The organism is Legionella bononiensis (assembly GCF_016786215.1).
GTDB classification, from domain to species: Bacteria; Pseudomonadota; Gammaproteobacteria; order Legionellales; family Legionellaceae; genus Legionella; species Legionella bononiensis.
Map to the genome: position 1 here is coordinate 37,425 of NZ_JADOBG010000021.1, position 24,854 is coordinate 62,278.

The window sequence follows — 24,854 nt, forward strand, 5'->3', positions numbered from 1 at the left end:
TTGAGAGTATTTTGTTTTCATTGACTCTGTAAAAAGAACGAATTAACCCACATCAATATTCTTTTTACCTGAAGCCGCAATATTGGCTTGTTCAATTAGTTTTAAACGAGCCAGTAAAGTACCCGCTCTGGCTTTGAACGAAGCCAATTCTCGTCCAGATATTGGAGATGCTGTAGGCAGCGAAATTGTTGTTGGGTTTCTTGGTAGATTATTCACATGCAATTCATAATGACAGTGGGGGCCAGTAGCTAGGCCAGTTTGTCCTACATAACCTATTACTTGTCCTCGTTTTACCCTGCTACCCTTTGATAATCCTTTTTGAAACTTGAGCATATGACCATATATAGTGCTGTACGTTTTATCATGTTTGATTTTAATCATGTTGCCGTAGCCATTATGTCTATCTATTATTTGGATTACTCCATCGCCTGTAGCCTGAATCGGTGTGCCAATAGGTGCTGCCAGATCTATCCCTTTATGCGCTCTTTTGTAATGCAAGATTGGGTGATTTCTCGATAGTGCAAAGGTTGAACTGATATGACTGAATTTAATGGGGTATCTGGAAAATGCTTTCTTAAAGCTTCTACCCTGTGGCGTGTAATAGTCATGATCTCCATTGGCTTTATTATGGCGAACAGCTTGAGCTGTTTTGCCGCGATTAGTGTAGGATACTGCTTGAATATCTCCAATTTGAACCATTTTATCATTAATGTAATAGGCATTGTATACTATAGAAAACTGATCTCCGGCGCGTATTGATCTGTTGAAATCAATTTCCTTACCCAGTATTTCTGTCATTTGACGAATCAGTTTATAAGGTATGTTCATTCTTTGTGCGGTAGTAAATAGAGAACCTTTAACCGTTGCTGTGATATAAAGATCCTGACTGGTCATTTTTTTTGAATCAATTTTATTTTTATAGTGTTGTCCTACTCGATACACTGTAAGTGTCTGAATATTGTTCATAGGTATAATCAGTTTTTCGAGTTTGTTTTTATTGATTAAAAATTTAATTTCCTGATTGAGCTTGATATTGGTAAGTGCCTTGGCATGTGGATTTTTATCCAGTACTGCATGCAAATTTTGAGCGCTTAAACCCAGTCTGCTAAAAATAGCTCCCATGGTATCGCCTTGTCGTGGCTTTATAGTTTGCCATACATTGTCTTTAATTACCGCTACTTTTGGAGGAGCTTTCTCTACAATTTTTGGAGTATCTACTGGTTTTGCAGCGACGATTTCCTGAGATTTTATTATGAATTCTTTTTCAGGTAGTTTAGGCAAGGATAAGGTTCTATTGGTATAATCTGTATTTTTGCGATGCGCGAAATTCTTAACTAAATAATAGGGTAATGAAAAGGCAATAACTAACGCGAGAGCAGTTAATAGCTTGGATGGTTTACCAGAGTGTCGTTTTGAGATATTTGGTCTTTTTGCCATTGGTTGCCTATACTGCTGTCATTCCCATGAATGATGTAGTTCTACGATTAACTAATGTATCACACTCAAGGAATGCACGTGACCATTAACTCTAGTTAATTAATATAACCACATATTTAGATAGTTTGTATTATTTTTCTCAATTTCGTGTAACAAGTTATCTTTAATTACATAATTGGTATAGCAGGAATTTGCTAACCGGGCTAAGATACTCGGTGTGAGAAGATTGGTCAATCATTTATAAAGGTTTTAATGTATGTTAGAAACAATTTCAGAGTGCCAACTAGAATTAATGCGGGGTTGCGAGGAAGTACTTCCGCAGCATGAGTTAACCAAAAAATTACAAAAAGAAGTCCCTTTAAAAATTAAAGCGGGCTTTGATCCTACTGCACCTGATTTACATTTGGGACATACTGTATTACTCAATAAACTAAGACAGTTTCAATTGTATGGTCATGAGGTCATTTTTTTAATCGGTGATTTCACAGCGATGATTGGCGATCCCACCGGAAAAAATGTAACCCGTATGCCATTAAGTGAAGAAACAGTTATTGAAAACGCAAAAACGTATCAGCATCAGGTGTTTAAAATCCTTGATCCGGACAAGACGACCGTTGCATTTAATTCGCAATGGCTCAACAAATTTAATGCCGTTGATTTAATTCGTTTGGCATCGACACATACAGTTGCGCGGATGCTGGAACGTGATGACTTTAATAAACGATATACAACAGGACAGCCTATAGCCATTCATGAGTTTCTATATCCTCTATTACAAGGTTATGATTCGGTAGCCTTGAAGGCAGATGTAGAGCTTGGCGGTACTGATCAAAAATTCAATTTGTTAATGGGACGAGAGTTGCAGAAACATTATGGATTTGAACCGCAGGTTGTGATGATGACACCATTAATAGAGGGATTGGATGGTGTGAAGAAAATGTCGAAATCTTTGGATAACTATATAGGTATTAATGAACCTGCTGTTGAGATGTTTGGTAAAATAATGTCGGTATCTGATGACTTGATGTGGCGTTATATTGATCTTCTAAGTTTTAAAACAGGCAAGGAAATTCAAAAGTTAAAGACATCTGTAGAAGAAGGACTAAATCCTCGCGATGTAAAAATTGAATTTGCCAAAGAGATTGTTGCTCGTTTTCACGATCAAAATCAGGCCGAAACAGTGCACAAGGAATTTATAGAGCGATTTCAAAAAGGTGTTATCCCAGAGAATCTGGAAGAGTTATCCTTAATAGGAGATGATTCCGTTAATCTTGCACAGTTATTAAAACAATTAGATTTGACAGCAAGTACTTCAGAGTCTATAAGAATGGTGAAGCAAGGTGCGGTAAAGATTAATGGTGATAAGGTCTCTGATCCCTCCTTAATATTACCTTCAGGTCATACTTATATAATACAAGTTGGTAAGCGAAGAATTGCCAAGCTGCGTTTACAAAAAGCAGACTGAAATAAATTTTAGAAAAAAATGCAAAAAGTATTTGACACTGATAGGGAAATCAGTAGAATACGCAACACGCCTTCGGGGCAGGTTCATTAAGATAACCGCTGAAAGCATCTAAGCGGGAAGCCTCCCTCAAGATGAGTTTTCCCATGAAGCCCGTTGAAGACTACGACGTTGATAGGCAAGGTGTGGAAGCGCAGTAATGTGTGAAGCTAACTTGTACTAATTGGCTGATTGTCTTGACCATATAATCTGAGTTGCTTTGGGTTGTAGAAGCAGACGATAAATTAGAGTAGAATGTGTTACCTCAAATCTTTACCAGGCCTTAGGCTTTGTGATTCAAATGAAATCACCAATCTTAAGGATAACAGTTTTCCTGGCGACAATAGCGGTTTGGAACCACCTGATCCCATCTCGAACTCAGAAGTGAAACGAACATGCGCCGATGATAGTGTGAGGTCTCCTCATGCGAAAGTAGGTCATCGCCAGGGTTTTATTTAAGTGTCCCATTTTGATTTGATACAATTAAATGGGTCATTGAGTTTTTTACAAATAGTGTGAAAGCGTACAGGCTGGCGTAGCTCAGTTGGTAGAGCAACTGACTTGTAATCAGTAGGTCCCGGGTTCGATTCCTGGTGCCAGCACCATCTAAGTAGAAAAGGATGTCAACTAAAGATGTTGACATTCATTTCATCTTAAAAGACAATAGCGTTCTTTTTGGAGGGGTTCCCGAGCGGTCAAAGGGATCAGACTGTAAATCTGACGGCTCTGCCTTCGAAGGTTCGAATCCTTCCCCCTCCACCAGTTAAATGTAGAAAAGTTAGAAAGCGGGTGTAGTTCAATGGTAGAACTTCAGCCTTCCAAGCTGATAGCGTGGGTTCGATTCCCATCACCCGCTCCATAATTGTAGTATTAATATTTGCTTGTTCATCAAGAGTCAGCAAGCTGATATGTTAAGCCCACATAGCTCAGGCGGTAGAGCACTTCCTTGGTAAGGAAGAGGTCGTTGGTTCGAGTCCAGTTGTGGGCACCATGTAAATATCAATTAGCAAACGGGGAGACTTTCCGATGGCGAAGGAAAAATTTGAGCGTAAAAAACCACACGTAAATGTGGGAACTATTGGTCACGTAGATCATGGTAAAACTACTTTGACAGCTGCGATTACAACAATCATGGCGAAGAAGTATGGTGGTACAGCTAAAGCGTACGATCAGATTGATGCCGCTCCAGAAGAAAGAGAGCGTGGAATCACCATTTCTACAGCACACGTAGAATATGAATCTGCTAACCGTCACTATGCGCACGTGGATTGCCCAGGACACGCTGACTATGTTAAAAACATGATCACCGGTGCTGCGCAGATGGACGGAGCAATATTGGTGGTATCAGCTGCTGATGGCCCTATGCCACAAACCAGAGAACACATTTTGTTGTCTCGTCAGGTTGGTGTACCCTATATCGTCGTATACATGAACAAAGCGGACATGGTAGACGATGCCGAGTTATTAGAGCTGGTTGAAATGGAAGTTCGTGATCTGTTAAGCAGTTACGAGTTCCCTGGTGATGATATTCCAATTGTTGTTGGTTCAGCATTGAAAGCATTGGAAGGCGACACGAGTGAAATTGGTGTACCTTCGATTGAAAAACTGGTTGAGACACTAGATTCATACATCCCAGAACCAGTACGTAATATTGATAAATCATTCTTGTTACCGATTGAAGACGTATTCTCTATTTCTGGACGTGGGACAGTTGTTACTGGTCGTGTTGAGAGTGGAATCATTAAGGTTGGTGAAGAAGTTGAGATTGTTGGTATCCATGATACTCAGAAGACAATATGCACGGGTGTTGAAATGTTCCGTAAACTTCTTGATGAAGGACGTGCAGGGGATAACGTAGGTGTATTGCTACGTGGAACCAAACGTGACGAAGTGGAACGTGGACAAGTATTGGCTAAACCAGGTACTATTAAGCCGCACACTAAGTTTGAAGCTGAAGTGTACGTATTGTCAAAAGAAGAAGGTGGGCGACATACACCATTTTTCAATGGATATCGTCCTCAGTTCTATTTCAGAACTACCGACGTAACAGGTACTTGTGATCTTCCATCTGGAATTGAAATGGTAATGCCAGGAGATAACGTACAATTAGTTATTAACCTGCATGCACCTATTGCGATGACAGAAGGTTTACGTTTCGCAATTCGCGAAGGTGGCCGTACAGTAGGCGCCGGTGTTGTTGCGAAAATTATCGAGTAAGAAGTGTAAAAGTGTGTTGGCATGAATTCAAAGAGTTCATGCCAATAAAATTTAGGCCAGTAGCTCAATTGGCAGAGTGGCGGTCTCCAAAACCGCAGGTTGGGGGTTCGATTCCCTCCTGGCCTGCCAACTACCAAGTAAATATGAAAAGTTCAAACGAAAATCAGAGTAACATAAAAGATATACTATCTTGGTTGGCTGTAGTATTAATTACTGCAGGCGCTTTTTTTTGTACCTATTATTACACTTTTTCAGGTCCAATTCAGTCTATAGTTTGGCTTGGTTGGTTATTGACGACCTTGTTCCTTGGATATTTGACCACTACCGGTAAGCGAGTTTTTGTTTTCGCTCAGGAAGCTAAAATCGAATTACTAAAAGTAGTTTGGCCAACTCGTCATGAAACTGTACAAACAACAATTATAGTAATGGTTATGGTTACATTAACTGGATTCATACTCTGGGGAGTTGATTCATTAATGATGTGGGCTATAGCTAAAATAACACATTTAGGGTGAATATGGTGGACGAACACAAAGTAAAACAGTGGTACGTTGTACATGCCTATTCAGGATATGAAAATTTTGTTATGCGTGAGATAACTTCGCGTGCATTACACCATAATCTACAAGATAAAATAGGTGAAGTTGTAGTACCATCTGAAGAAGTTGTAGAAATGCGCTCTGGTCAGAAACGTAAAAGCACACGTAAATTTTTTCCAGGTTATGTGTTGGTCAACATGGTTATGGACGATCAAACCTGGCACATGGTGCGTGCGATACCCAGAGTACTAGGATTTATCGGCGGTACCAGTCAAACTCCGACACCAATATCCGACAAAGAAGCTCGTGCTATTATGCAACGCGTTGAAGACGGTGTAACAAAACCAAGGCCCAAGATTCTATTCGAACCGGGTGAGGTTATTCGTGTTAAAGAAGGACCTTTTGTGGATTTCAACGGTGTCGTTGAAGAAGTAAATTATGAGAAGAACAGATTAAGAGTTGCTGTATTGATTTTTGGACGCTCTACTCCTGTGGAACTTGAATTCAGTCAAGTTGAGAAAACATAGAAGTCAATTAAGAAGATTCCTATAGGATAAGATCCTGATAATTTATTTAACCAGAAAAGCATTTAAAGTTTAATAAAACCGGGGAGCTAGGACTTAATAGATGGAAATTAATCTATAAAAGCTAGTGCATGACCCATAAGGAGTAAACATGGCAAAAAAAGTAGAAGCATATATAAAATTACAGATTCCAGCGGGTAAAGCGAATCCAAGTCCACCAGTAGGTCCTGCATTAGGACAACGTGGTGTTAATATCATGGAATTTTGCAAAGCGTTCAATGCTGCTACACAGCAAATGGAACAAGGCCTGCCAACTCCTGTTGTGATTACTGTATATAGTGACCGTAGTTTTACCTTTGTTACTAAAACACCTCCAGCATCTGTATTATTGAAGAAAGCAGCAGGTATTCAAAGTGGCAGTGGTACACCTAATACTAAGAAAGTAGCTAAGCTACACGTCAGTAAACTTGAAGAGATTGCTCGAATTAAGCAGCCTGACCTGACCGCAGCAGATTTAGCGGCCGCAGTTAGAAGCATTGCAGGTACTGCACGTAGCATGGGTATTGACGTTGAAGGTTTAGAATAAGGGGTTACCATGTCAAAGTTATCTAAAAAACAAAAAAAGGTTATCGAAGCAGTAAAAGTAAATCATTTATATACTGTTACAGATGCTGTTGCATTATTAAAGCAATTTGCATCAACCAAATTTCGTGAAAGTCTGGATATTAGCGTGAATCTTGGAGTAGATCCTCGTAAATCTGACCAAGTTGTAAGATCTTCTACCAATTTACCTAAAGGTACAGGAAAAACTGTACGTGTTGCTGTATTTGCACAAGGTGATAATGCTGCAAAAGCGAAAGCCGCTGGAGCTGATATTGTAGGATTTGAAGATCTGGCAGATCAAATTAAAGCCGGTTCTATGGATTTCGATGTTGTAATTGCAACTCCTGACGCGATGCGTATCGTTGGCCAACTAGGTCAAATTCTTGGACCAAGAGGCTTAATGCCAAATCCAAAAGTTGGAACTGTAACTACCAATGTTGAAGCTGCTGTTAATGATGCTAAGTCTGGACAAGTTCGATACCGTACTGATAAGAATGGTATTATTCACTGTTCAGTAGGTAAAGCTGATTTTGCTGCTGAAGATGTGTTGGAAAATATAGTCGCATTGATAAGTGATCTGAAAAAAGCGAAACCAGCTTCTTCAAAAGGACAATATTTGAAGAAAGTTTCACTATCTACTACAATGGGACCTGGTATACCTATTGATATTTCATCAATACCTGTGTAACATTACATCCCATTTTTACGAATTCACGGCATAGATTTGGTTCCATGCCGTCGAAGACCGCAGGTGCGTAAGCTTAATTTCCTGCGCAGACGGTGAACCGGCTCCTTATAAAGAGACGGCCACCATAACTGTCAAATCCTTGTGATTTGTACACATTAGGAGGTCAGTAACGTGACATTAAATTTAGCTGCAAAAAAAGCCGTTGTTGAAGAAGTGACTGCAGTCGCGTCTAAGGCTATTTCAGCAGTGGTTGCTGATTATCGAGGTTTAACTGTTAATCAAATGACGCATTTACGTAGTGAAGCGCGTAAATCTGGTGTTTATCTTCGAGTTGTAAGAAATACTTTAACAAGAAGAGCATTTAAAAACACTGAATTTGAGTGCTTGAACGACCTGTTGGTAGGTCCGTTGTTCATCGCTTTATCACTGGAAGCACCAAGTGATGCAGCTAGACTACTTAAAGAGTTTTCCAAGACATTTGAGAAACTTGAGATTAAAGCATTATCAGTCGGTGGCAAAGTATACAGCGCTAATCAAATTGATGCTGTTGCAAGCTTGCCAACACGTGATGAAGCTATAGCCAAGTTGATGTATGTCATGAAAGCGCCAATTGAGAAATTTGTCCGTACTCTTGCTGAGCCGCACGCCAAATTGGTGAGAACGGTGGCAGCAGTTAAAGATAAAAAAGCAGGATAACCCCGCTTAATCATTAATTAATTTTAAACTAGGAGCTAGTAATGGCTGTGTCAAAAAATGATATTTTAGAAACAATTTCCAACATGTCAGTTATGGAAGTTGTAGAGTTAATCGAAGCAATGGAAGAGAAATTCAATGTTTCTGCTGCCGCTGCTGCTGTAGCTGTTGCAGCACCTGCTGCTGCCGCTGCTGCTGCTGAAGAGCAAACAGAATTTACTGTTGTAATGTCAAGCTTCGGTGCTAACAAAGTTGGCGTAATTAAAGTAATTCGTGGATTAACAGGTCTTGGTTTGAAAGAAGCTAAAGATCTGGTAGAAGGTGCTCCTTCAACTGTTAAAGAAGGTGTATCTAAAGACGAAGCTGCAAGCATCAAGAAAGAGCTTGAAGAAGCTGGTGCTACAGTTGAAGTTAAATAATTAAGATATAAATGTAATTTAGGAACCCAGCCATGTTTACATGGCTGGGTTTACGTGTTTGAAGTCATCAATAATTTACAGAGGAATCACCATGGCCGTTGCAGAAGCTAAACCTCAATATTCACATGCTGAGAAGAAACGATTTCGCAAAAGCTTTGGTAAGCAGACCGATAAAATGGCAATACCAAATCTGCTTGAAATCCAACTAAAATCCTACAGGGATTTTCTCCAAACTGATTGTAAATTGAGTGAGCATCTTAATACTGGGTTACATGCTGCATTCTCTTCTGTATTTCCTATAGAAAGTTTCTCAGGTAATGCACGATTAGAATATGTAGGTTATAAACTAGGTGAACCTGCATTTGATGTAAGAGAATGTAAATTAAGAGGTTTAACTTATTCAGCGCCATTAAGGGTCAAAATAAGACTTGTTGTTCTTGATAAAGATGCAAGCGATGATCCTAAGCCAGTTAAAGATATTCGAGAACAAGATGTATTCATGGGTGAAATACCCTTAATGACTGATGTAGGTACTTTTGTAGTTAATGGTACAGAGAGAGTTGTTGTATCTCAGTTACATCGTTCACCCGGCGTTATATTTGAGCATGATAAAGGCAAAACACATTCATCAGGAAAGCTACTCTACTCCGCGAGAATCATTCCTTATCGTGGTTCATGGCTGGATTTTGAATTTGATCCAAAGGATTGCGTATACGTCAGAATCGACAGACGACGTAAATTACCAGTAAGTATATTATTAAGAGCACTTGGTTACGAAGCAGAAGATATCCTAAGTGAATTCTTTGAGATCACGAGCTGTCATCTTAAAAATGGTGAATATCATATTGATTTAATACCTCAAAGATTGCGTGGTGAAATCGCATCATTTGATATTTTAGTACCAGACACTGGTGAACTTATAGTAGAGCAAGGTCGTAGAATAACTGCAAGACATATAAAGCAAATGGAAAAATGTCACATGCAAGATCTGATAGTACCTAGAGACTATTTAATAGGTAAGACTCTTGCTAAAAATGTGATTGATACATCTACTGGTGAGTTTATTGCTCAGGCTAATGATGAATTGACAGAAGAATTGCTGGATACAATGGCTAATAACGGTATATTACAAATTGATATGATATATACCAATGATCTGGATCATGGTTCCTATATTTCGGATACCCTTAAAATTGATCCAACATCATCACAGTTAGAAGCATTGGTAGAAATTTACCGTATGATGCGCCCAGGCGAGCCACCTACCAAGGAAGCAGCTGAAGCGCTATTTAAAAATCTGTTTTTTGTTGATGATAGATATGATTTATCTGCTGTTGGTCGTATGAAATTCAATCGACGAGTAGGCAGAAAAAATGATGATGGTCCAGGAACTTTGACTAAAGAAGACATTATGGCTGTTATCAAAACTTTAATCGATATTAGAAATGGTATCGGTATGGTGGATGATATAGATCATTTAGGAAATCGAAGAGTACGAAGTGTTGGTGAAATGGCAGAGAATCAATTCAGAGTTGGATTGGTGCGTGTTGAGCGAGCTGTAAAAGAGCGGTTGAGTCTTGTAGAATCTGAAAATCTGATGCCACAGGATTTAATTAACGCTAAACCAGTATCTGCTGCTGTAAAAGAATTCTTTGGTTCCAGCCAATTATCACAATTTATGGATCAGGTGAATCCTTTATCCGGTGTTACTCACAAGCGCCGTGTTTCTGCGTTAGGCCCAGGTGGATTAACAAGAGAGCGAGCAGGATTTGAAGTTCGTGACGTACATACAACTCACTATGGTAGAGTATGTCCTATTGAAACGCCTGAAGGACCAAACATTGGATTAATTAATTCACTGTCTGTTTACGCAAGAACTAATGATTATGGTTTTATTGAAACTCCATGCCGTAAAGTAATTAACGGTCGGGTTACTGATGATATCGAATATTTATCAGCAATAGAAGAAGTTGACCAGTACATTGCTCAATCAAGCGTAGCTCTTGATGATGAAGGAAACATTCTTGCGGATTTGGTACCGTGTAGGCATCAAAATGAATTTTCTCTGACTACTCCAGATAAAATTAATTATATGGATGTTTCGCCTAAGCAAATTGTATCTGTTGCTGCATCATTGATTCCTTTCCTTGAGCATGATGATGCGAACCGCGCCTTGATGGGTTCAAACATGCAACGCCAGGCAGTACCTACGCTTCGATCCGAAAAGCCACTTGTCGGTACTGGAATGGAGCGAATAGTAGCTTCTGATTCAGGAGTATCTGTAGTCGCCAAACGTGGAGGCATAATCGATTTAGTAGATGCTTCACGTATCGTTGTAAGAGTTAACGATGATGAAACCACTGCTGGTGAAACCGGTGTGGATATTTATAACCTTACGAAATACTTCCGTTCAAATCAGGATACATGTATCAATCAGCGGCCAATTGTATCAACTGGCGATACCATCCAACGTGGTGATGTACTAGCTGATGGACCTTGTACAGATATGGGTGAACTCGCATTAGGTCAAAATCTTCTAGTTGCCTTTATGCCTTGGAATGGATACAACTTTGAGGATTCGATACTTATTTCTGAACGAATTGTACAAGAAGACAGATTTACTACAATTCATATTGAAGAGTTAACTTGTATTGCTCGAGATACTAAGTTAGGAACAGAAGAAATCACAGCAGATATTCCTAATGTTGGTGAGTCAGCATTATCGAACCTTGATGAATCAGGCGTAGTATATATCGGTGCTGAAGTAAATGCCGGTGATATATTAGTTGGTAAAGTTACTCCAAAAGGAGAAACCCAATTAACTCCGGAAGAAAAATTGTTAAGAGCGATTTTCGGTGAAAAAGCATCTGATGTTAAAGACTCATCACTTCGCGTTCCTTCAGGTATGAATGGTACTGTTATCGACGTGCAAGTATTTACACGCGATGGACTTGATAAAGATGCCAGAGCTAAAAGTATTGAAGAAGATCATTTAGCCAGGGTACGTAAAGACTTAATCGATGAACGACGTATTCGAGAAGAGGACATCTATCACCGTGTATCTAATTTACTATTGGACAAAGAAGCTACAGGTGGTCCTGGTAATCTTAAACCAGGCTCCAAAATTACTCAGGAATACCTGAATAATGTAGATAGAGAGAAGTGGTTTGACATACGTCTGGATAATGACTCAATCAGTCAACAGTTAGAACAATTGTCTAAACAATTGGAACTGTTATCTAAAGAAATGGAAAAACGTTTTAACGACAGTCGCAAAAAGATAATTCAAGGCGATGACCTTGCACCGGGTGTTCTAAAAATTGTTAAAGTTTATTTAGCAGTTAAAAGAAGAATTCAGCCAGGTGACAAGATGGCGGGCCGACATGGAAATAAAGGGGTAATTTCAATTGTTGTTCCAGTAGAAGATATGCCTCATATGGAAGACGGTACGGCAGTAGACATAGTACTTAATCCATTGGGTGTACCGTCACGTATGAATATTGGTCAGGTACTGGAAACGCATCTAGGTCTCGCAGCTAAAGGTTTAGGACATAAAGTAGCTCAATTGCTGGATAGTAAGAAATCTGCTGCCGAAATTAGATCGTTCCTACTTCAGATATACAACCATGATGGCGTGCAACGAGTTAATCTTGATTGTCTTAACGATGAAGAATTATTTAGGTTGGCAGATAATCTGCGGGCTGGTGTGCCAATGGCAACACCAGTATTTGATGGCGCTTCTGAAGAAGAAATCAAAAGTATGCTTCAATTAGCAGGTTTATCACCAGATGGTAAAACAACCTTGATAGATGGCAGAACCGGCAGTAAATTTGATAATCCAGTTACTGTAGGATACATGTACATGCTGAAATTGAATCACCTGGTTGATGATAAGATGCATGCGCGGTCTACCGGATCTTACAGCCTGGTTACGCAACAACCACTTGGCGGTAAAGCTCAGTTTGGTGGACAGCGATTTGGGGAAATGGAAGTCTGGGCATTAGAAGCTTATGGTGCTGCGTATACATTACAGGAAATGTTGACTGTGAAATCAGATGACGTTGGAGGTAGAACAAAGATCTACAAAAATATAGTCGATGGAGACCATCGTATGGACCCAGGAATGCCTGAATCATTCAATGTATTATTGAAAGAAATCAGAGCGCTGGGAATTGATATCGAGTTAGATCACGATTAACTGTTCAGCGATACATACTGACTAACCAATTTTTGGAGGCATAGACTTGGCTACTCTAAGCAACGACCCAATGAGAAAAGCACCTGTAATGAGCGATTTACTTGGCATTCTCAAACAACAAGGGCAAAGTGAAGAATTTGATGCGATTAAAATTGCATTGGCATCTCCCGAATTAATTCGTTCATGGTCCTATGGTGAAGTAAAAAAACCTGAAACTATTAACTATCGTACATTTAAACCAGAACGAGATGGTTTATTCTGTGCCAAGACATTCGGACCAGTAAAAGACTACGAATGTTTATGTGGAAAATATAAACGACTGAAGCATCGTGGTGTAATATGCGAAAAATGCGGTGTAGAACTGGCTCTCGCTAAAGTCAGACGTGAGCGTATGGGTCATATTGAACTTGCAAGCCCAGTTGCTCATATATGGTTCCTTAAATCACTTCCTTCAAGGATTGGTTTATTGCTTGATATGACGTTGAGAGATATTGAACGGGTTCTCTATTTTGAAGCATTCGTGGTTGTTGACCCTGGAATGACAGAGTTAGAACGAGGTCAATTGCTTAACGATGAAGTATATCTTGATGCAATGGAGCAATATGGTGACGAATTTGATGCACGTATGGGTGCGGAAGCTATTCGTGATCTGCTACGCCAAATTGATTTGGAAGAAGAAATTAAGAGTTTACGAGAAGAGTTGCCAACTACAAACTCCGAAACCAAAATCAAAAAAATTACCAAACGATTGAAGTTACTGGAAGCATTCTATGAATCAGGTAATAAACCTGAGTGGATGATTATGGATGTGTTACCTGTGCTACCACCTGATTTGAGACCTTTGGTTCCTTTGGATGGTGGTCGATTTGCTACTTCTGATCTAAATGATCTATATCGACGTGTAATTAACAGAAACAATCGGTTAAAACGTCTCCTGGATCTGAATGCTCCGGATATTATCGTTCGAAATGAAAAGAGAATGTTACAGGAATCTGTCGATGCTTTGTTAGATAATGGCAGAAGAGGACGAGCAATAACAGGAACAAATAAGAGACCACTTAAATCTTTGGCTGATATGATTAAGGGTAAGCAAGGTCGTTTCCGTCAGAACCTTCTAGGTAAGCGCGTAGATTATTCGGGACGTTCTGTTATTGTTGTAGGCCCCACCCTTAAATTACATCAATGCGGTTTACCCAAAAAAATGGCTTTGGAATTGTTCAAACCTTTTATTTTCTCCAAATTGGAGTTCAGAGGTTTAGCAACAACAATTAAAGCGGCTAAAAAGATGGTCGAGCGTGAAGAGTCAGTAGTATGGGATATTCTTGATGATGTAATTCGAGAGCACCCAATCTTATTGAACCGAGCACCCACGCTTCATAGACTGGGTATCCAAGCTTTTGAACCTGTTTTGATTGAAGGTAAAGCGATACAGCTTCATCCATTAGTATGTACAGCATATAACGCTGACTTTGATGGAGACCAGATGGCGGTGCATGTGCCCTTGACTTTAGAGGCACAATTGGAAGCTCGTTCTTTGATGATGTCAACCAATAATATTTTATCACCGGCAAGTGGTGAGCCTATTATTGTTCCGAGTCAGGACGTTGTACTTGGACTGTATTATCTAACTCGTGAAAAAGTAAACGCGTTGGGCGAAGGTAAGATCTACGTCAGTGCACAAGAAGCTCAGAATTTTTATGAATCTGGTCATTTGGATATTCATGCCAAAATAAAGATTCGAATGCCTAAAGAGGAAGAAGGTTCAACTGGCTATAATCTTGTAGAAACTACGGTAGGTCGAGCAATCCTTGCTGAAATTCTACCCAAAGGTATGCCCTTTGCGCAGATCAACCGCACTATGACTAAAAAGGTAATCTCTAAGGTTATCGATAGCTGTTACAGAAATTTTGGTTTAAAAGAAACCGTTATATTTGCAGATCAGTTGATGTATACCGGATTTAAATATGCGACTCGATCTGGTATCTCCATTGGTATTGAAGATATGGAAATACCTGAAGATAAAGCCAGTATCATTGATCATGCTGATAATGAAGTTCGTGAAATTGAATCTCAATTCCGTTCTGGTTTGGTGACTAACGGTGAGCGTTATAACAAAGTAATTGATATTTGGTCCCGCACTAATGAATTGGTAGCTAAGTCAATGATGACTAGAATTGCTACTGAAGAAGTTATCGATGCGAAAGGTAACACAGTAAGACAAGAATCATTCAACCCTATTTTCATGATGGCTGACTCTGGTGCTCGGGGTTCTGCAGCTCAGATTAGACAGCTGGCTGGTATGAGGGGATTGATGGCTGCACCTGACGGGTCAATTATCGAAACTCCGATTACTGCTAACTTTAGAGAGGGGTTGAACGTATTCCAATACTTTATTTCAACTCACGGAGCAAGAAAAGGTTTGGCTGATACCGCGTTAAAAACTGCGAACTCTGGATATTTGACTCGACGATTGGTCGATGTGGCGCAGGATGTTGTTATTACAGAAGATGATTGCGGTGTAGATACTGGTATTTTAATGCAACCTTTGATTGAGGGTGGAGATATTGTTGAACCACTACATGAGAGAGTATTAGGTCGAGTGGTTGCCGCTGATGTTTATATACCGAATCAAAGTGAGCCAGTTGTCAAGGCGGGAACACTTCTTGATGAAGACTGGGTAGAGCGCCTGGAAAAACAAGGTGTTGACCAGATTATGGTTCGATCGCCAATAACCTGTCAAACACGGTTTGGCTTATGTGCCAAGTGCTATGGTCGTGATCTTGCACGTGGACACCTGGTCAATACTGGAGAGGCAGTAGGTATTATTGCAGCACAGTCAATTGGTGAGCCTGGTACACAGTTGACAATGCGTACGTTCCATATTGGAGGAGCTGCATCAAGAGCAACTGCCGCGAATAACATTCAGATTAAGACAAAAGGTTTGATTCGCTTACATAATATTAAAACAGTAACCCATGAGAATAAAAATCTTGTGGCAGTCTCAAGATCAGGTGAAGTAACTATTGTTGATGAATTTGGCCGTGAAAGAGAGCGATATAAATTACCTTATGGAGCTGTAATTTCGGTACAGGATAATTCTCCGGTAGAAGCTGGACAAGTAATAGCTACCTGGGATCCGCATACACATCCAGTGATATCAGAAGTGGCTGGTAACCTAAAGTTTGTTGATTTGATTGATGGTATGACCATGAACAGACAAACTGACGAACTTACAGGCCTAAGTAATATAGTAATCATAGATGCGAAGCAACGTAGTGCCGCTGGACGAGATTTGAGGCCTATGGTGAAGTTAGTTACTGATGAAGGTGAAGATATATTCCTGGCTGGAACAAACGTCCCTGCGCAGTATTATTTGCCTGTTGACGCGATTGTAAACTTTGAGGATGGCGGGCATGTTGGTATAGGAGATGTTATTGCTCGTATTCCTCAGGAACGTTCTAAGACACGTGATATTACAGGGGGTCTGCCTAGAGTTGCTGACCTGTTTGAAGCGCGTAAACCTAAAGATTCAGCAGTAATGGCTGAAGTTTCAGGTCTGGTTAATTTTGGTAAGGAAACTAAAGGTAAAAGAAGACTGATTATTAACGTCTCTGAAGATCAATGTCATGAAGAGTTGATACCAAAATGGCGTCATATTTCAGTATTCGAAGGTGAGCATGTTGAACGCGGAGAGTTAATTGCTGAAGGTGCACTTAATCCTCATGATATATTGCGTTTGTTGGGTGTTGGTGCATTAGCAAATTACATTGTAAATGAAGTACAGGATGTATATCGATTACAAGGCGTAAAAATTAATGACAAACATATCGAAACAATAGTAAGACAAATGTTACGTAAACGAGTTATCACTTTTGCTGGGGATTCTAAATTCCTGGTAGGCGAACAGATAGAAGAAAGTGTCATGCTGCAAGAAAATGACAAACTTATTGCTGAAGGAAAACAGATTGCCAGAGGAACTCCTATTTTATTAGGTATAACCAAGGCATCTCTGGCAACAGAATCCTTTATTTCTGCTGCTTCTTTCCAAGAAACAACAAGAGTTCTAACTGAAGCTGCTGTCAGTGGTAAAATTGATGATTTACGTGGCTTAAAAGAAAACGTGATGGTTGGTCGCTTGATTCCTGCGGGAACAGGGTATACTTATCATCAAAGCCGAAAGGCAAAAAGAGCAAGGGCTGCAGCAGGTGGTGAGCATGCAACACATACTGTTACTGCAAGTGATGTTGAACACGCGTTAAGTGAAGCATTAAACGCGGATAATCATGATCATTAGTCTGGATTCAAAAACGGCAGATTTAAACTTGACAAATCTGCCGTACCTATATAGAATCCGGCCTCCTTATGCATTCGAAATATTCACAAGAGACAGATCGGAGTTAAGTACAAATGGCTACTATTAATCAGTTAGTAAGAAAGCCTCGTGTGGACGTAAAGAAAAAAAGTAACGTACCTGCACTAGAGTCATGTCCACAAAGACGCGGAGTTTGTACTCGCGTTTATACTACTACACCTAAAAAACCGAACTCAGCTATGCGTAAGGTTGCTCGTGTACGTTTAACTAATGGATTTGAAGTTTCATCATATATTGGTGGAGAAGGCCATAACTTACAGGAACACTCTGTTGTTCTAATTAGAGGTGGTCGTGTTAAAGACTTACCTGGTGTGCGTTATCACACAGTTCGAGGTAGTTTAGATACATCAGGAGTTAACGATCGGAAACAAGGTCGTTCTAAGTATGGTACAAAAAAACCAAAAGATAAAAAATAACTGATTGTAGGAAATTGAGATGCCAAGAAGACGAGAAGTACCCAAACGTGAAATATTGCCAGATCCTAAACATCATAGTGAACTGTTAGCAAAATTTATTAACGTATTAATGGTCAGCGGTAAAAAATCTACTGCTGAGAAAATAATTTACGGTGCATTAACTGTGCTTGATGAACGCGTAAAGAAAACTAAAAAATCGGATGAAGATACTGGAGAGACCGGTTCAAGCAGTAATGCTGGATCTGTTCTTCGATATTTCGAAGATGCTTTAGATAATGTGCGTCCCAGCGTAGAAGTAAGATCACGACGAGTTGGTGGTGCAACATATCAGGTACCTGTTGAAGTAAGACACGATCGAAGCATTGCTTTAGGGATGCGTTGGATTGTTCAGGCCGCTCGTTCACGTGGGGAAAAAGGCATGATGCTTCGTCTGGCCGGTGAGCTGATGGATGCTTATGAAAGTAAAGGCTCTGCAGTGAAAAAACGTGAAGACACTCATAAAATGGCCAAAGCCAACCAGGCATTTGCTCATTTTAGATGGAACTAAGAGAGAGGTAGGCCGTGTCAACTCCATTGAAACTGTATAGAAACATAGGTATTGCTGCCCACGTTGATGCAGGAAAAACAACCACTACTGAGCGCGTACTCTATTATACGGGTATGTCGCATAAGATTGGTGAAGTTCATGACGGAGCTGCAACTATGGACTGGATGGTTCAGGAGCAGGAACGCGGCATTACAATTACCTCTGCAGCAACAACATGCTATTGGTCCGGTATGGATAAGCAGTTTGAACCTCATCGAATCAATATTATCGATACTCCAGGACACGTAGACTTTATGATTGAGGTAGAACGATCGTTACGTGTGTTGGATGGTGCAATAGTTGTATTTGATTCAGTGTCAGGTGTGGAACCACAATCTGAAACTGTATGGCGCCAGGCAAATAAGTATGGTGTGCCAAGAATCGTATTTGTGAATAAAATGGATAGAATGGGTGCAAACTTCCATCGTGTAGTGACCCAAATTAAACAACGATTAGGTTCTAGTCCAGTAGTTGTTCAACTTCCCATCGGTGCTGAAGAAGAGTTCAAAGGAGTCATTGACATCATCAAAATGAAAGCGATTCATTGGGATGAAGAAAATAAAGGAATGACTTTTAAGTACTTGGATATACCTTCTGAGTTGAAAGATGAGTGCGAAGAGTATCGTGCATTAATCATCGAAGCAGCTGCAGAAGCTTCAGAAGAATTGATGGGGAAATATCTAGAAGGTGAAGAGTTCACAGAAGCAGAAATTAAAAAAGCGTTACGCTATTTAACTGTTACTAATAAAATTGTTCCTGTTTTTTGCGGGTCTGCTTTTAAAAATAAAGGGGTTCAGGCAGTTCTTGATGGAGTAATTGAGTATCTACCGTCACCAACTGATATTCCCGATATTCAAGGTATCGATGAAGACGGCAATGAAACACATCGTAAAACAAGTTATGATGCTCCGTTTTCTGCCTTGGCGTTTAAAATTGCTACAGATCCATTTGTAGGTACATTGACCTATTTCAGAGCTTATTCTGGGATTTTAAAATGTGGCGATACAATTTATAACTCGGTGAAAGGGAAAAAAGAACGCATTGGCCGACTGCTGCAAATGCACGCGAATTCCCGTGAAGAAATTAAAGAAGTTAGAGCGGGTGATATTGCCGCTGCAGTCGGACTTAAAACAGTCATGACCGGTGATACACTTTGTGATCAGGATCATGTAGTAATCCTGGAACGAATGGATTTCCCAGATCCTGTTATAGCAGTTGCTGTAGAACCAAGAACCAAAGCGGATCAGGAAAAAATGGGTATCGCTTTAGGAAAATTGGCTCAGGAAGACCCATCGTTCAGAGTACATACTGATGAAGAGTCTGGTCAGACAATTATTGAAGGAATGGGCGAGCTCCATCTTGAAATTATTGTTGATCGAATGAAAAGAGAGTTCAATGTCGATGCAAATGTTGGTAAACCGCAAGTTGCATATCGTGAAACATTGAGACAATCTGTAGAGCAAGAAGGTAAGTTTGTAAGACAATCAGGCGGGCGCGGACAGTATGGTCATGTCTGGTTGAAAATTGAACCTCAAGAACCTGGTACAGGTTATGAGTTTGTCAACGCTATTGTTGGTGGTGTTATTCCTAAGGAATATATTCCAGCTGTTGATAAAGGGGTCCAAGAACAATTACAAAATGGTGTTATTGCTGGGTATCCAGTGGTAGATGTAAAAGTAACTCTATTTGATGGTTCATTCCATGAAGTAGATTCTAGTGAAATGGCGTTCAAAATTGCTGGATCTCAGTGCTTCAAGCAAGGTGCTTTAAAAGCCAAGCCAGTTTTGCTTGAGCCTATTATGGCTGTAGAAGTCGTTACTCCTGAGGACTATATGGGCGATGTTATGGGTGACCTAAACAGACGTCGTGGATTGGTACAGGGAATGGAAGACTCTCCAGCGGGTAAAATTGTTAGGGCAGAAGTTCCACTTGCAGAGATGTTTGGTTATTCAACCGATTTACGTTCTGCTACTCAAGGAAGAGCAACGTATACGATGGAATTTTCTAAGTACGCTGAGGCACCAAATAATATTGCTGAAGCAATTATCAAGAAACAATAAAAAGTTAATGAGGTTATTGAAATGGCGAAGGAAAAATTTGAGCGTAAAAAGCCACACGTAAATGTGGGGACGATTGGTCACGTAGATCATGGTAAAACAACTTTGACAGCTGCGATTACAACAATCATGGCGAAGAAGTATGGTGGTACTGCTAAAGCGTACGATCAGATTGATGCTGCGCCAGAAGAAAGAGAACGTGGAATCACCATTTCTACAGCACACGTAGAATATGAATCTGCTAACCGTCACTATGCGCACGTGGATTGCCCAGGACACGCTGACTATGTTAAAAACATGATTACCGGTGCTGCGCAGATGGACGGAGCAATATTGGTGGTATCAGCTGCTGATGGCCCTATGCCACAAACTAGAGAACACATTTTGTTGTCTCGTCAGGTTGGTGTACCCTATATCGTCGTATACATGAACAAAGCGGACATGGTAGACGATGCCGAATTATTAGAACTGGTTGAAATGGAAGTTCGTGATCTGTTAAGCAGTTACGAGTTCCCTGGTGATGATATTCCAATTGTTGTTGGTTCAGCATTGAAAGCATTGGAAGGCGACACGAGTGAAATTGGTGTACCTTCGATTGAAAAACTGGTTGAGACACTAGATTCATACATCCCAGAACCAGTACGTAATATTGATAAATCATTCCTGTTACCGATTGAAGACGTATTCTCTATCTCTGGACGTGGAACAGTTGTTACTGGTCGTGTTGAGAGTGGAATCATTAAAGTTGGTGAAGAAGTTGAGATTGTTGGTATCCATGATACTCAGAAGACAATCTGCACGGGTGTTGAAATGTTCCGTAAACTTCTTGATGAAGGACGTGCAGGGGATAACGTAGGTGTATTGCTACGTGGAACCAAACGTGACGAAGTGGAACGTGGACAAGTATTAGCTAAACCAGGTACAATCAAGCCGCACACCAAGTTTGAAGCTGAAGTGTACGTATTGTCAAAAGAAGAAGGTGGACGACATACACCATTTTTCAATGGATATCGTCCTCAGTTCTATTTCAGAACTACCGACGTAACAGGTACTTGTGATCTTCCATCTGGAATTGAAATGGTAATGCCAGGAGATAACGTACAATTAGTTATTAACCTGCATGCACCTATTGCGATGACAGAAGGTTTACGTTTCGCAATTCGGGAAGGTGGCCGTACAGTAGGCGCCGGTGTTGTCGCTAAAATAATCGAGTAATTATAATGAGTAGCAATCAAAACATTAAAATAAGATTAAAATCCTTTGATCATCGGTTGATTGACTTGTCAACTCGAGAAATCGTTGAGACAGCTAAGCGTACAGGTGCTCAAATTCGTGGCCCTATACCTTTGCCTATCAGAAAGGAAAAATTTACTGTATTGACTTCACCGCATGTGAATAAAGATGCACGAGATCAATATGAATTACGTACTCATAAACGCCTGGTCGTTATTGTTCATCCAACTGAAAAAACAGTAGATGCATTGATGAAATTGGATCTGGCTGCAGGGGTTGATGTTCAGATAAGCCTTGATGACTAAATGTTAGGGTGAAGGATATTAAAGAGGTGTTACAATGATGATCGGTTTATTAGGCCGTAAAATCGGTATGACGCGTGTCTTTACAGCGGAAGGAGTTTCAGTTCCTGTGTCTGTTGTAGAAGTACACCCAAATCGTGTTTCTCAAGTTAAAACTGCTGATGTAGATGGTTATTCAGCGGTTCAATTAACTGGCGGAACAAAAAAAGCAAGCAAAGTAAGTAAGCCTATGGCTGGTCATTTTGCTAAAGCTGAGATTGAAGCTGGTGATATGCAAATTGAATTTCATATTGACTCAGAAGATGCCTATGCACTTGGGCAGGTTATTTCTGTGGCTGATGTATTCAGCGCAGGTCAATATGTTGATGTTTCAGGTGTTAGTAAAGGTAAAGGGTTTGCTGGTACTGTTAAACGATATAATTTCAGAACACAGGATGCAACTCACGGTAACTCCAGATCGCATCGTGTACCAGGTTCTATAGGTCAAAACCAGACTCCAGGTCGTGTATTTAAAGGCAAGAAAATGGCAGGGCATATGGGTAATGTACGTTGTACAACTCAAAGCCTGGAACTTGTTCGTGTTGACACTGAAAGAAATTTACTACTGATTAAAGGTGCTATTCCTGGCGCTCCAGGTTCACGAGTAGAAATTAAGCCTGCGACCAAAAAGCAAGCAAGAGGTGAGTGATGGAAATTACTACTATAGATACAAAAGCTCAATTACAACTCAATAAAGATGTTTTTGCATATGCATATAATGAAGGTTTAGTGCATCAAGCAGTTGTAACATATATGAATAATGCGCGAAGTGGCAACAGCGCACAAAAAACACGCTCTGAAGTTAGAGGTGGTGGAAAGAAACCATGGAACCAAAAAGGTACTGGTCGTGCAAGAGCAGGAACCATAAGAAGTCCGATTTGGAGAAGTGGTGGAGTAACTTTCGCATCAAAAAAACGAGATTACTCACAAAAACTTAATAAAAAAATGTACAAACGTGCATTACGTAGTATAATCTCCGAACTTTGTCGTACAGGCAACCTGGTAGTCGTTAGTGATTTCCAATGTGAGAGCCATAAGACTAAAGATTTCATCACTAAAATGGCTCAGATGGATATTAAAAATGCTCTGATCATTATGAATGAAGTTGGTGAAAGTGAATATTTAGGTTCTAGAAATCTAATTGACTACGATATCTGTGATGTTACAACTATAGATCCTGTTTCCTTACTCAGATTTGAAAAAGTTGTTGTTACAGAAGCTGCAATTAAAAAAATTGAGGAACAGTTACAATGAATGCTGAGAGATTGATGATGGTTCTTCGCGAGCCACATACTTCTGAAAAGGCTACTGTCATGGCCGATAAGTTTAAGCAGTTCACTTTTAAAGTATTGAAAACTGCAACTAAAACTGAAATTAAAATGGCTGTTGAGCACATATTTAATGTAAAAGTTAAGCATGTATCTGTTATCAATGTTAAGGGTAAATCAAAACGCTTTAAACAAACCAGCGGTAAAAGAAGTGACTGGAAAAAAGCATTTGTATCCCTTCACGCTGATCAAGATATTGACTTTACAGTTACCGAATAAGGCAGATTAAGATGGCACTACTAAAATCGAAACCGACTTCGCCTGGTAAACGCGGCGAAATACGTGTTGTTCATCACAATATCCATAAAGGAAAACCCCACGCAGCATTAGTTGAAAAGCTAAAGAAAACTGGTGGAAGAAATAACCAGGGTCGAATAACAGTACGACATATTGGTGGTGGACAACGTCAGAAATATAGACTTGTGGATTTCAAACGTGATAAAGATGGAATTCCAGGCCGAGTGGAGCGATTAGAGTACGATCCTAATCGGACTGCACTAATTGCACTGATTGCATACAATGATGGTGAAAAAAGATATATAATCGCCCCATCAAATCTTGAAGTGGGATCTACTGTACTTAGTGGTGCGGATTCTCCAATCAGCGTAGGAAATTGCCTTCCGCTCAAAAATATTCCAGTTGGTACTACAATACACTGCGTAGAAATGAAAGCAGGTAAAGGTGCCCAAATGTTAAGAAGCGCTGGATGTAGTGGACAGATTGTAGCTAAAGAAGGTATATATGCTACTTTGAGATTGCGTTCTGGTGAAATGCGTAAAATACATGTTTTATGCCGAGCTGTAATTGGAGAAGTAAGTAATAGCGAACACAGTTTACGTTCTTTAGGTAAAGCAGGTGCAAAACGTTGGAGAGGTGTAAGACCAACTGTTCGTGGTGTAGCTATGAACCCTGTTGATCACCCACATGGTGGTGGTGAAGGTCGTACTTCTGGTGGACGTCATCCTGTTTCTCCCTGGGGTGTTCCAACTAAAGGTTATAAAACCAGAAGTAATAAGCGTACTGATGGCTTTATTGTCAGAAGACGTAAAAAGAAATAATTATTGAGAGGATATCAAGTGGCTCGTTCTATTAGAAAAGGTCCATTTATTGACCATCATTTGATCAGCAAAGTAGAAGCTGCAATCGAATCAAAATCAAAAAAACCAATTAAAACCTGGTCTAGACGTTCAACAATCGTTCCTGAAATGATTGATTTAACTATTGCTGTGCATAACGGCAAAGATCACGTACCTGTATATATTACAGATAATATGGTTGGTCACAAACTAGGTGAGTTTGCCATGACTCGTACATTCAAAGGCCACTCTGGAGACAGAAAGGCTAAAGGCAAGTAAGAGGATATGATGGAAGTTACAGCTAAGTTAAAAGGTGCTCCTTTATCCGCTCAGAAGGGCAGATTGGTAGCCGATATGATACGTAACATGAACGTATCTGGTGCACTTGATGTCCTCAAGTTTACACCAAAAAAAGGTGCTCAATTGATGTTGAAATTATTAGAATCAGCAATTGCTAATGCTGAAAATAATAATGGAGCAGATATTGATGATCTAAAAGTAGGTATGGTATGCGTTGATGAAGCGGCGACTTTAAAACGTATTAGTCCCAGAGCTAAGGGTCGTGCAAATAGAATTTGTAAACGTACCTGCCATATCACGATTAAAGTGTCTGACGAGGAATAGCA

General features: G+C 40.0%; 22 protein-coding genes, 5 tRNA genes, 1 rRNA gene and 1 other annotated feature. Of the genes, 27 read left to right on the top strand and 1 reads right to left on the bottom strand.

The genetic code is table 11. From position 1 onward, the window contains the following. Positions 1-42: 42 nt before the first annotated feature. A complete protein-coding gene (locus IZU94_RS12665; RefSeq protein ID WP_203111106.1) occupies positions 43-1,437 on the bottom strand; it encodes a peptidoglycan DD-metalloendopeptidase family protein in 1,395 nt (464 codons plus the stop codon). A 256-nt stretch (positions 1,438-1,693) separates the two neighbouring features. Here IZU94_RS12665 and tyrS point away from each other — a divergent pair, with 256 nt between their 5' ends. The 27 genes from tyrS to rplV all read left to right on the top strand — a co-directional run bounded on the left by tyrS (position 1,694) and on the right by rplV (position 24,852). Next, positions 1,694-2,902, top strand: coding sequence for a tyrosine--tRNA ligase (gene tyrS, locus IZU94_RS12670; protein WP_203111108.1), 1,209 nt, complete (start codon positions 1,694-1,696; stop codon positions 2,900-2,902). Positions 2,903-2,943: 41 nt separating this feature from the next. Continuing rightward, positions 2,944-3,130, top strand: a sequence feature (23S ribosomal RNA rRNA prediction is too short). Positions 3,131-3,271: 141 nt separating this feature from the next. Beyond that, positions 3,272-3,387: ribosomal RNA gene (gene rrf, locus IZU94_RS12675) — 5S ribosomal RNA — on the top strand. Between the two features lie 80 nt (positions 3,388-3,467). After that, a tRNA-Thr gene (locus IZU94_RS12680) sits at positions 3,468-3,543 on the top strand. 72 nt (positions 3,544-3,615) lie between these two features. Beyond that, positions 3,616-3,700 (top strand) — tRNA-Tyr (locus IZU94_RS12685). 23 nt (positions 3,701-3,723) lie between these two features. Next, a tRNA-Gly gene (locus tag IZU94_RS12690) sits at positions 3,724-3,797 on the top strand. A 56-nt stretch (positions 3,798-3,853) separates the two neighbouring features. After that, positions 3,854-3,929 (top strand) — tRNA-Thr (locus IZU94_RS12695). A 35-nt stretch (positions 3,930-3,964) separates the two neighbouring features. After that, on the top strand, positions 3,965-5,155 hold the full coding sequence (gene tuf / locus IZU94_RS12700; RefSeq protein WP_203111109.1) for an elongation factor Tu: 1,191 nt from the start codon (positions 3,965-3,967) through the stop codon (positions 5,153-5,155). A gap of 53 nt (positions 5,156-5,208) precedes the next feature. Further along, a tRNA-Trp gene (locus IZU94_RS12705) sits at positions 5,209-5,284 on the top strand. 14 nt (positions 5,285-5,298) lie between these two features. Then, a complete protein-coding gene (secE, locus tag IZU94_RS12710; protein ID WP_058473109.1) occupies positions 5,299-5,670 on the top strand; it encodes a preprotein translocase subunit SecE in 372 nt (123 codons plus the stop codon). 2 nt (positions 5,671-5,672) lie between these two features. Further along, complete coding sequence (gene nusG, locus IZU94_RS12715; protein WP_058473110.1) at positions 5,673-6,221, top strand: transcription termination/antitermination protein NusG; 549 nt, start codon at positions 5,673-5,675, stop codon at positions 6,219-6,221. A gap of 148 nt (positions 6,222-6,369) precedes the next feature. Further along, positions 6,370-6,804 (top strand): 50S ribosomal protein L11, encoded by a 435-nt coding sequence (rplK, locus tag IZU94_RS12720; protein WP_058473111.1) that lies wholly within the window; start codon positions 6,370-6,372, stop codon positions 6,802-6,804. Positions 6,805-6,813: 9 nt separating this feature from the next. After that, positions 6,814-7,509, top strand: a complete 696-nt coding sequence (rplA, locus tag IZU94_RS12725; RefSeq protein WP_203111111.1) for a 50S ribosomal protein L1 — start codon at positions 6,814-6,816, stop codon at positions 7,507-7,509. Between the two features lie 171 nt (positions 7,510-7,680). Then, the gene (rplJ, locus tag IZU94_RS12730; protein WP_058473113.1) at positions 7,681-8,205 is read left to right on the top strand and encodes a 50S ribosomal protein L10; all 525 of its coding nucleotides are present in this window, start codon (positions 7,681-7,683) and stop codon (positions 8,203-8,205) included. Between the two features lie 41 nt (positions 8,206-8,246). Next, a complete protein-coding gene (gene rplL / locus IZU94_RS12735) occupies positions 8,247-8,621 on the top strand; it encodes a 50S ribosomal protein L7/L12 (protein ID WP_058473114.1) in 375 nt (124 codons plus the stop codon). Between the two features lie 91 nt (positions 8,622-8,712). Beyond that, complete coding sequence (gene rpoB, locus IZU94_RS12740) at positions 8,713-12,819, top strand: DNA-directed RNA polymerase subunit beta (RefSeq protein WP_203111113.1); 4,107 nt, start codon at positions 8,713-8,715, stop codon at positions 12,817-12,819. Between the two features lie 88 nt (positions 12,820-12,907). After that, positions 12,908-17,113 (top strand): DNA-directed RNA polymerase subunit beta', encoded by a 4,206-nt coding sequence (rpoC, locus tag IZU94_RS12745; RefSeq protein WP_203111618.1) that lies wholly within the window; start codon positions 12,908-12,910, stop codon positions 17,111-17,113. A 113-nt stretch (positions 17,114-17,226) separates the two neighbouring features. Next, positions 17,227-17,607, top strand: a complete 381-nt coding sequence (gene rpsL, locus IZU94_RS12750; RefSeq protein ID WP_010654837.1) for a 30S ribosomal protein S12 — start codon at positions 17,227-17,229, stop codon at positions 17,605-17,607. A 19-nt stretch (positions 17,608-17,626) separates the two neighbouring features. Further along, positions 17,627-18,154, top strand: a complete 528-nt coding sequence (gene rpsG, locus IZU94_RS12755) for a 30S ribosomal protein S7 (protein ID WP_203111115.1) — start codon at positions 17,627-17,629, stop codon at positions 18,152-18,154. Positions 18,155-18,168: 14 nt separating this feature from the next. Further along, on the top strand, positions 18,169-20,253 hold the full coding sequence (gene fusA / locus IZU94_RS12760) for an elongation factor G (RefSeq protein WP_203111117.1): 2,085 nt from the start codon (positions 18,169-18,171) through the stop codon (positions 20,251-20,253). Positions 20,254-20,274: 21 nt separating this feature from the next. Next, complete coding sequence (gene tuf, locus IZU94_RS12765) at positions 20,275-21,465, top strand: elongation factor Tu (protein WP_203111109.1); 1,191 nt, start codon at positions 20,275-20,277, stop codon at positions 21,463-21,465. Positions 21,466-21,470: 5 nt separating this feature from the next. Then, the gene (rpsJ, locus tag IZU94_RS12770) at positions 21,471-21,788 is read left to right on the top strand and encodes a 30S ribosomal protein S10 (RefSeq protein ID WP_003633094.1); all 318 of its coding nucleotides are present in this window, start codon (positions 21,471-21,473) and stop codon (positions 21,786-21,788) included. Between the two features lie 34 nt (positions 21,789-21,822). Continuing rightward, positions 21,823-22,473 carry a 50S ribosomal protein L3 gene (gene rplC, locus IZU94_RS12775; RefSeq protein ID WP_203111119.1) on the top strand — a complete coding sequence of 217 codons (651 nt, stop codon included), beginning with the start codon at positions 21,823-21,825 and terminating at the stop codon, positions 22,471-22,473. After that, complete coding sequence (gene rplD, locus IZU94_RS12780; RefSeq protein ID WP_203111121.1) at positions 22,473-23,078, top strand: 50S ribosomal protein L4; 606 nt, start codon at positions 22,473-22,475, stop codon at positions 23,076-23,078. Before rplC ends, rplD begins: the two co-directional genes overlap by 1 nt. Then, complete coding sequence (rplW, locus tag IZU94_RS12785; protein ID WP_028385542.1) at positions 23,075-23,371, top strand: 50S ribosomal protein L23; 297 nt, start codon at positions 23,075-23,077, stop codon at positions 23,369-23,371. Before rplD ends, rplW begins: the two co-directional genes overlap by 4 nt. 11 nt (positions 23,372-23,382) lie before the next feature. Continuing rightward, on the top strand, positions 23,383-24,210 hold the full coding sequence (gene rplB / locus IZU94_RS12790; RefSeq protein ID WP_203111123.1) for a 50S ribosomal protein L2: 828 nt from the start codon (positions 23,383-23,385) through the stop codon (positions 24,208-24,210). A gap of 18 nt (positions 24,211-24,228) precedes the next feature. Beyond that, complete coding sequence (rpsS, locus tag IZU94_RS12795; protein WP_018577115.1) at positions 24,229-24,507, top strand: 30S ribosomal protein S19; 279 nt, start codon at positions 24,229-24,231, stop codon at positions 24,505-24,507. Between the two features lie 9 nt (positions 24,508-24,516). Beyond that, positions 24,517-24,852, top strand: coding sequence for a 50S ribosomal protein L22 (gene rplV, locus IZU94_RS12800; RefSeq protein WP_028385540.1), 336 nt, complete (start codon positions 24,517-24,519; stop codon positions 24,850-24,852). Positions 24,853-24,854: the final 2 nt, after the last annotated feature.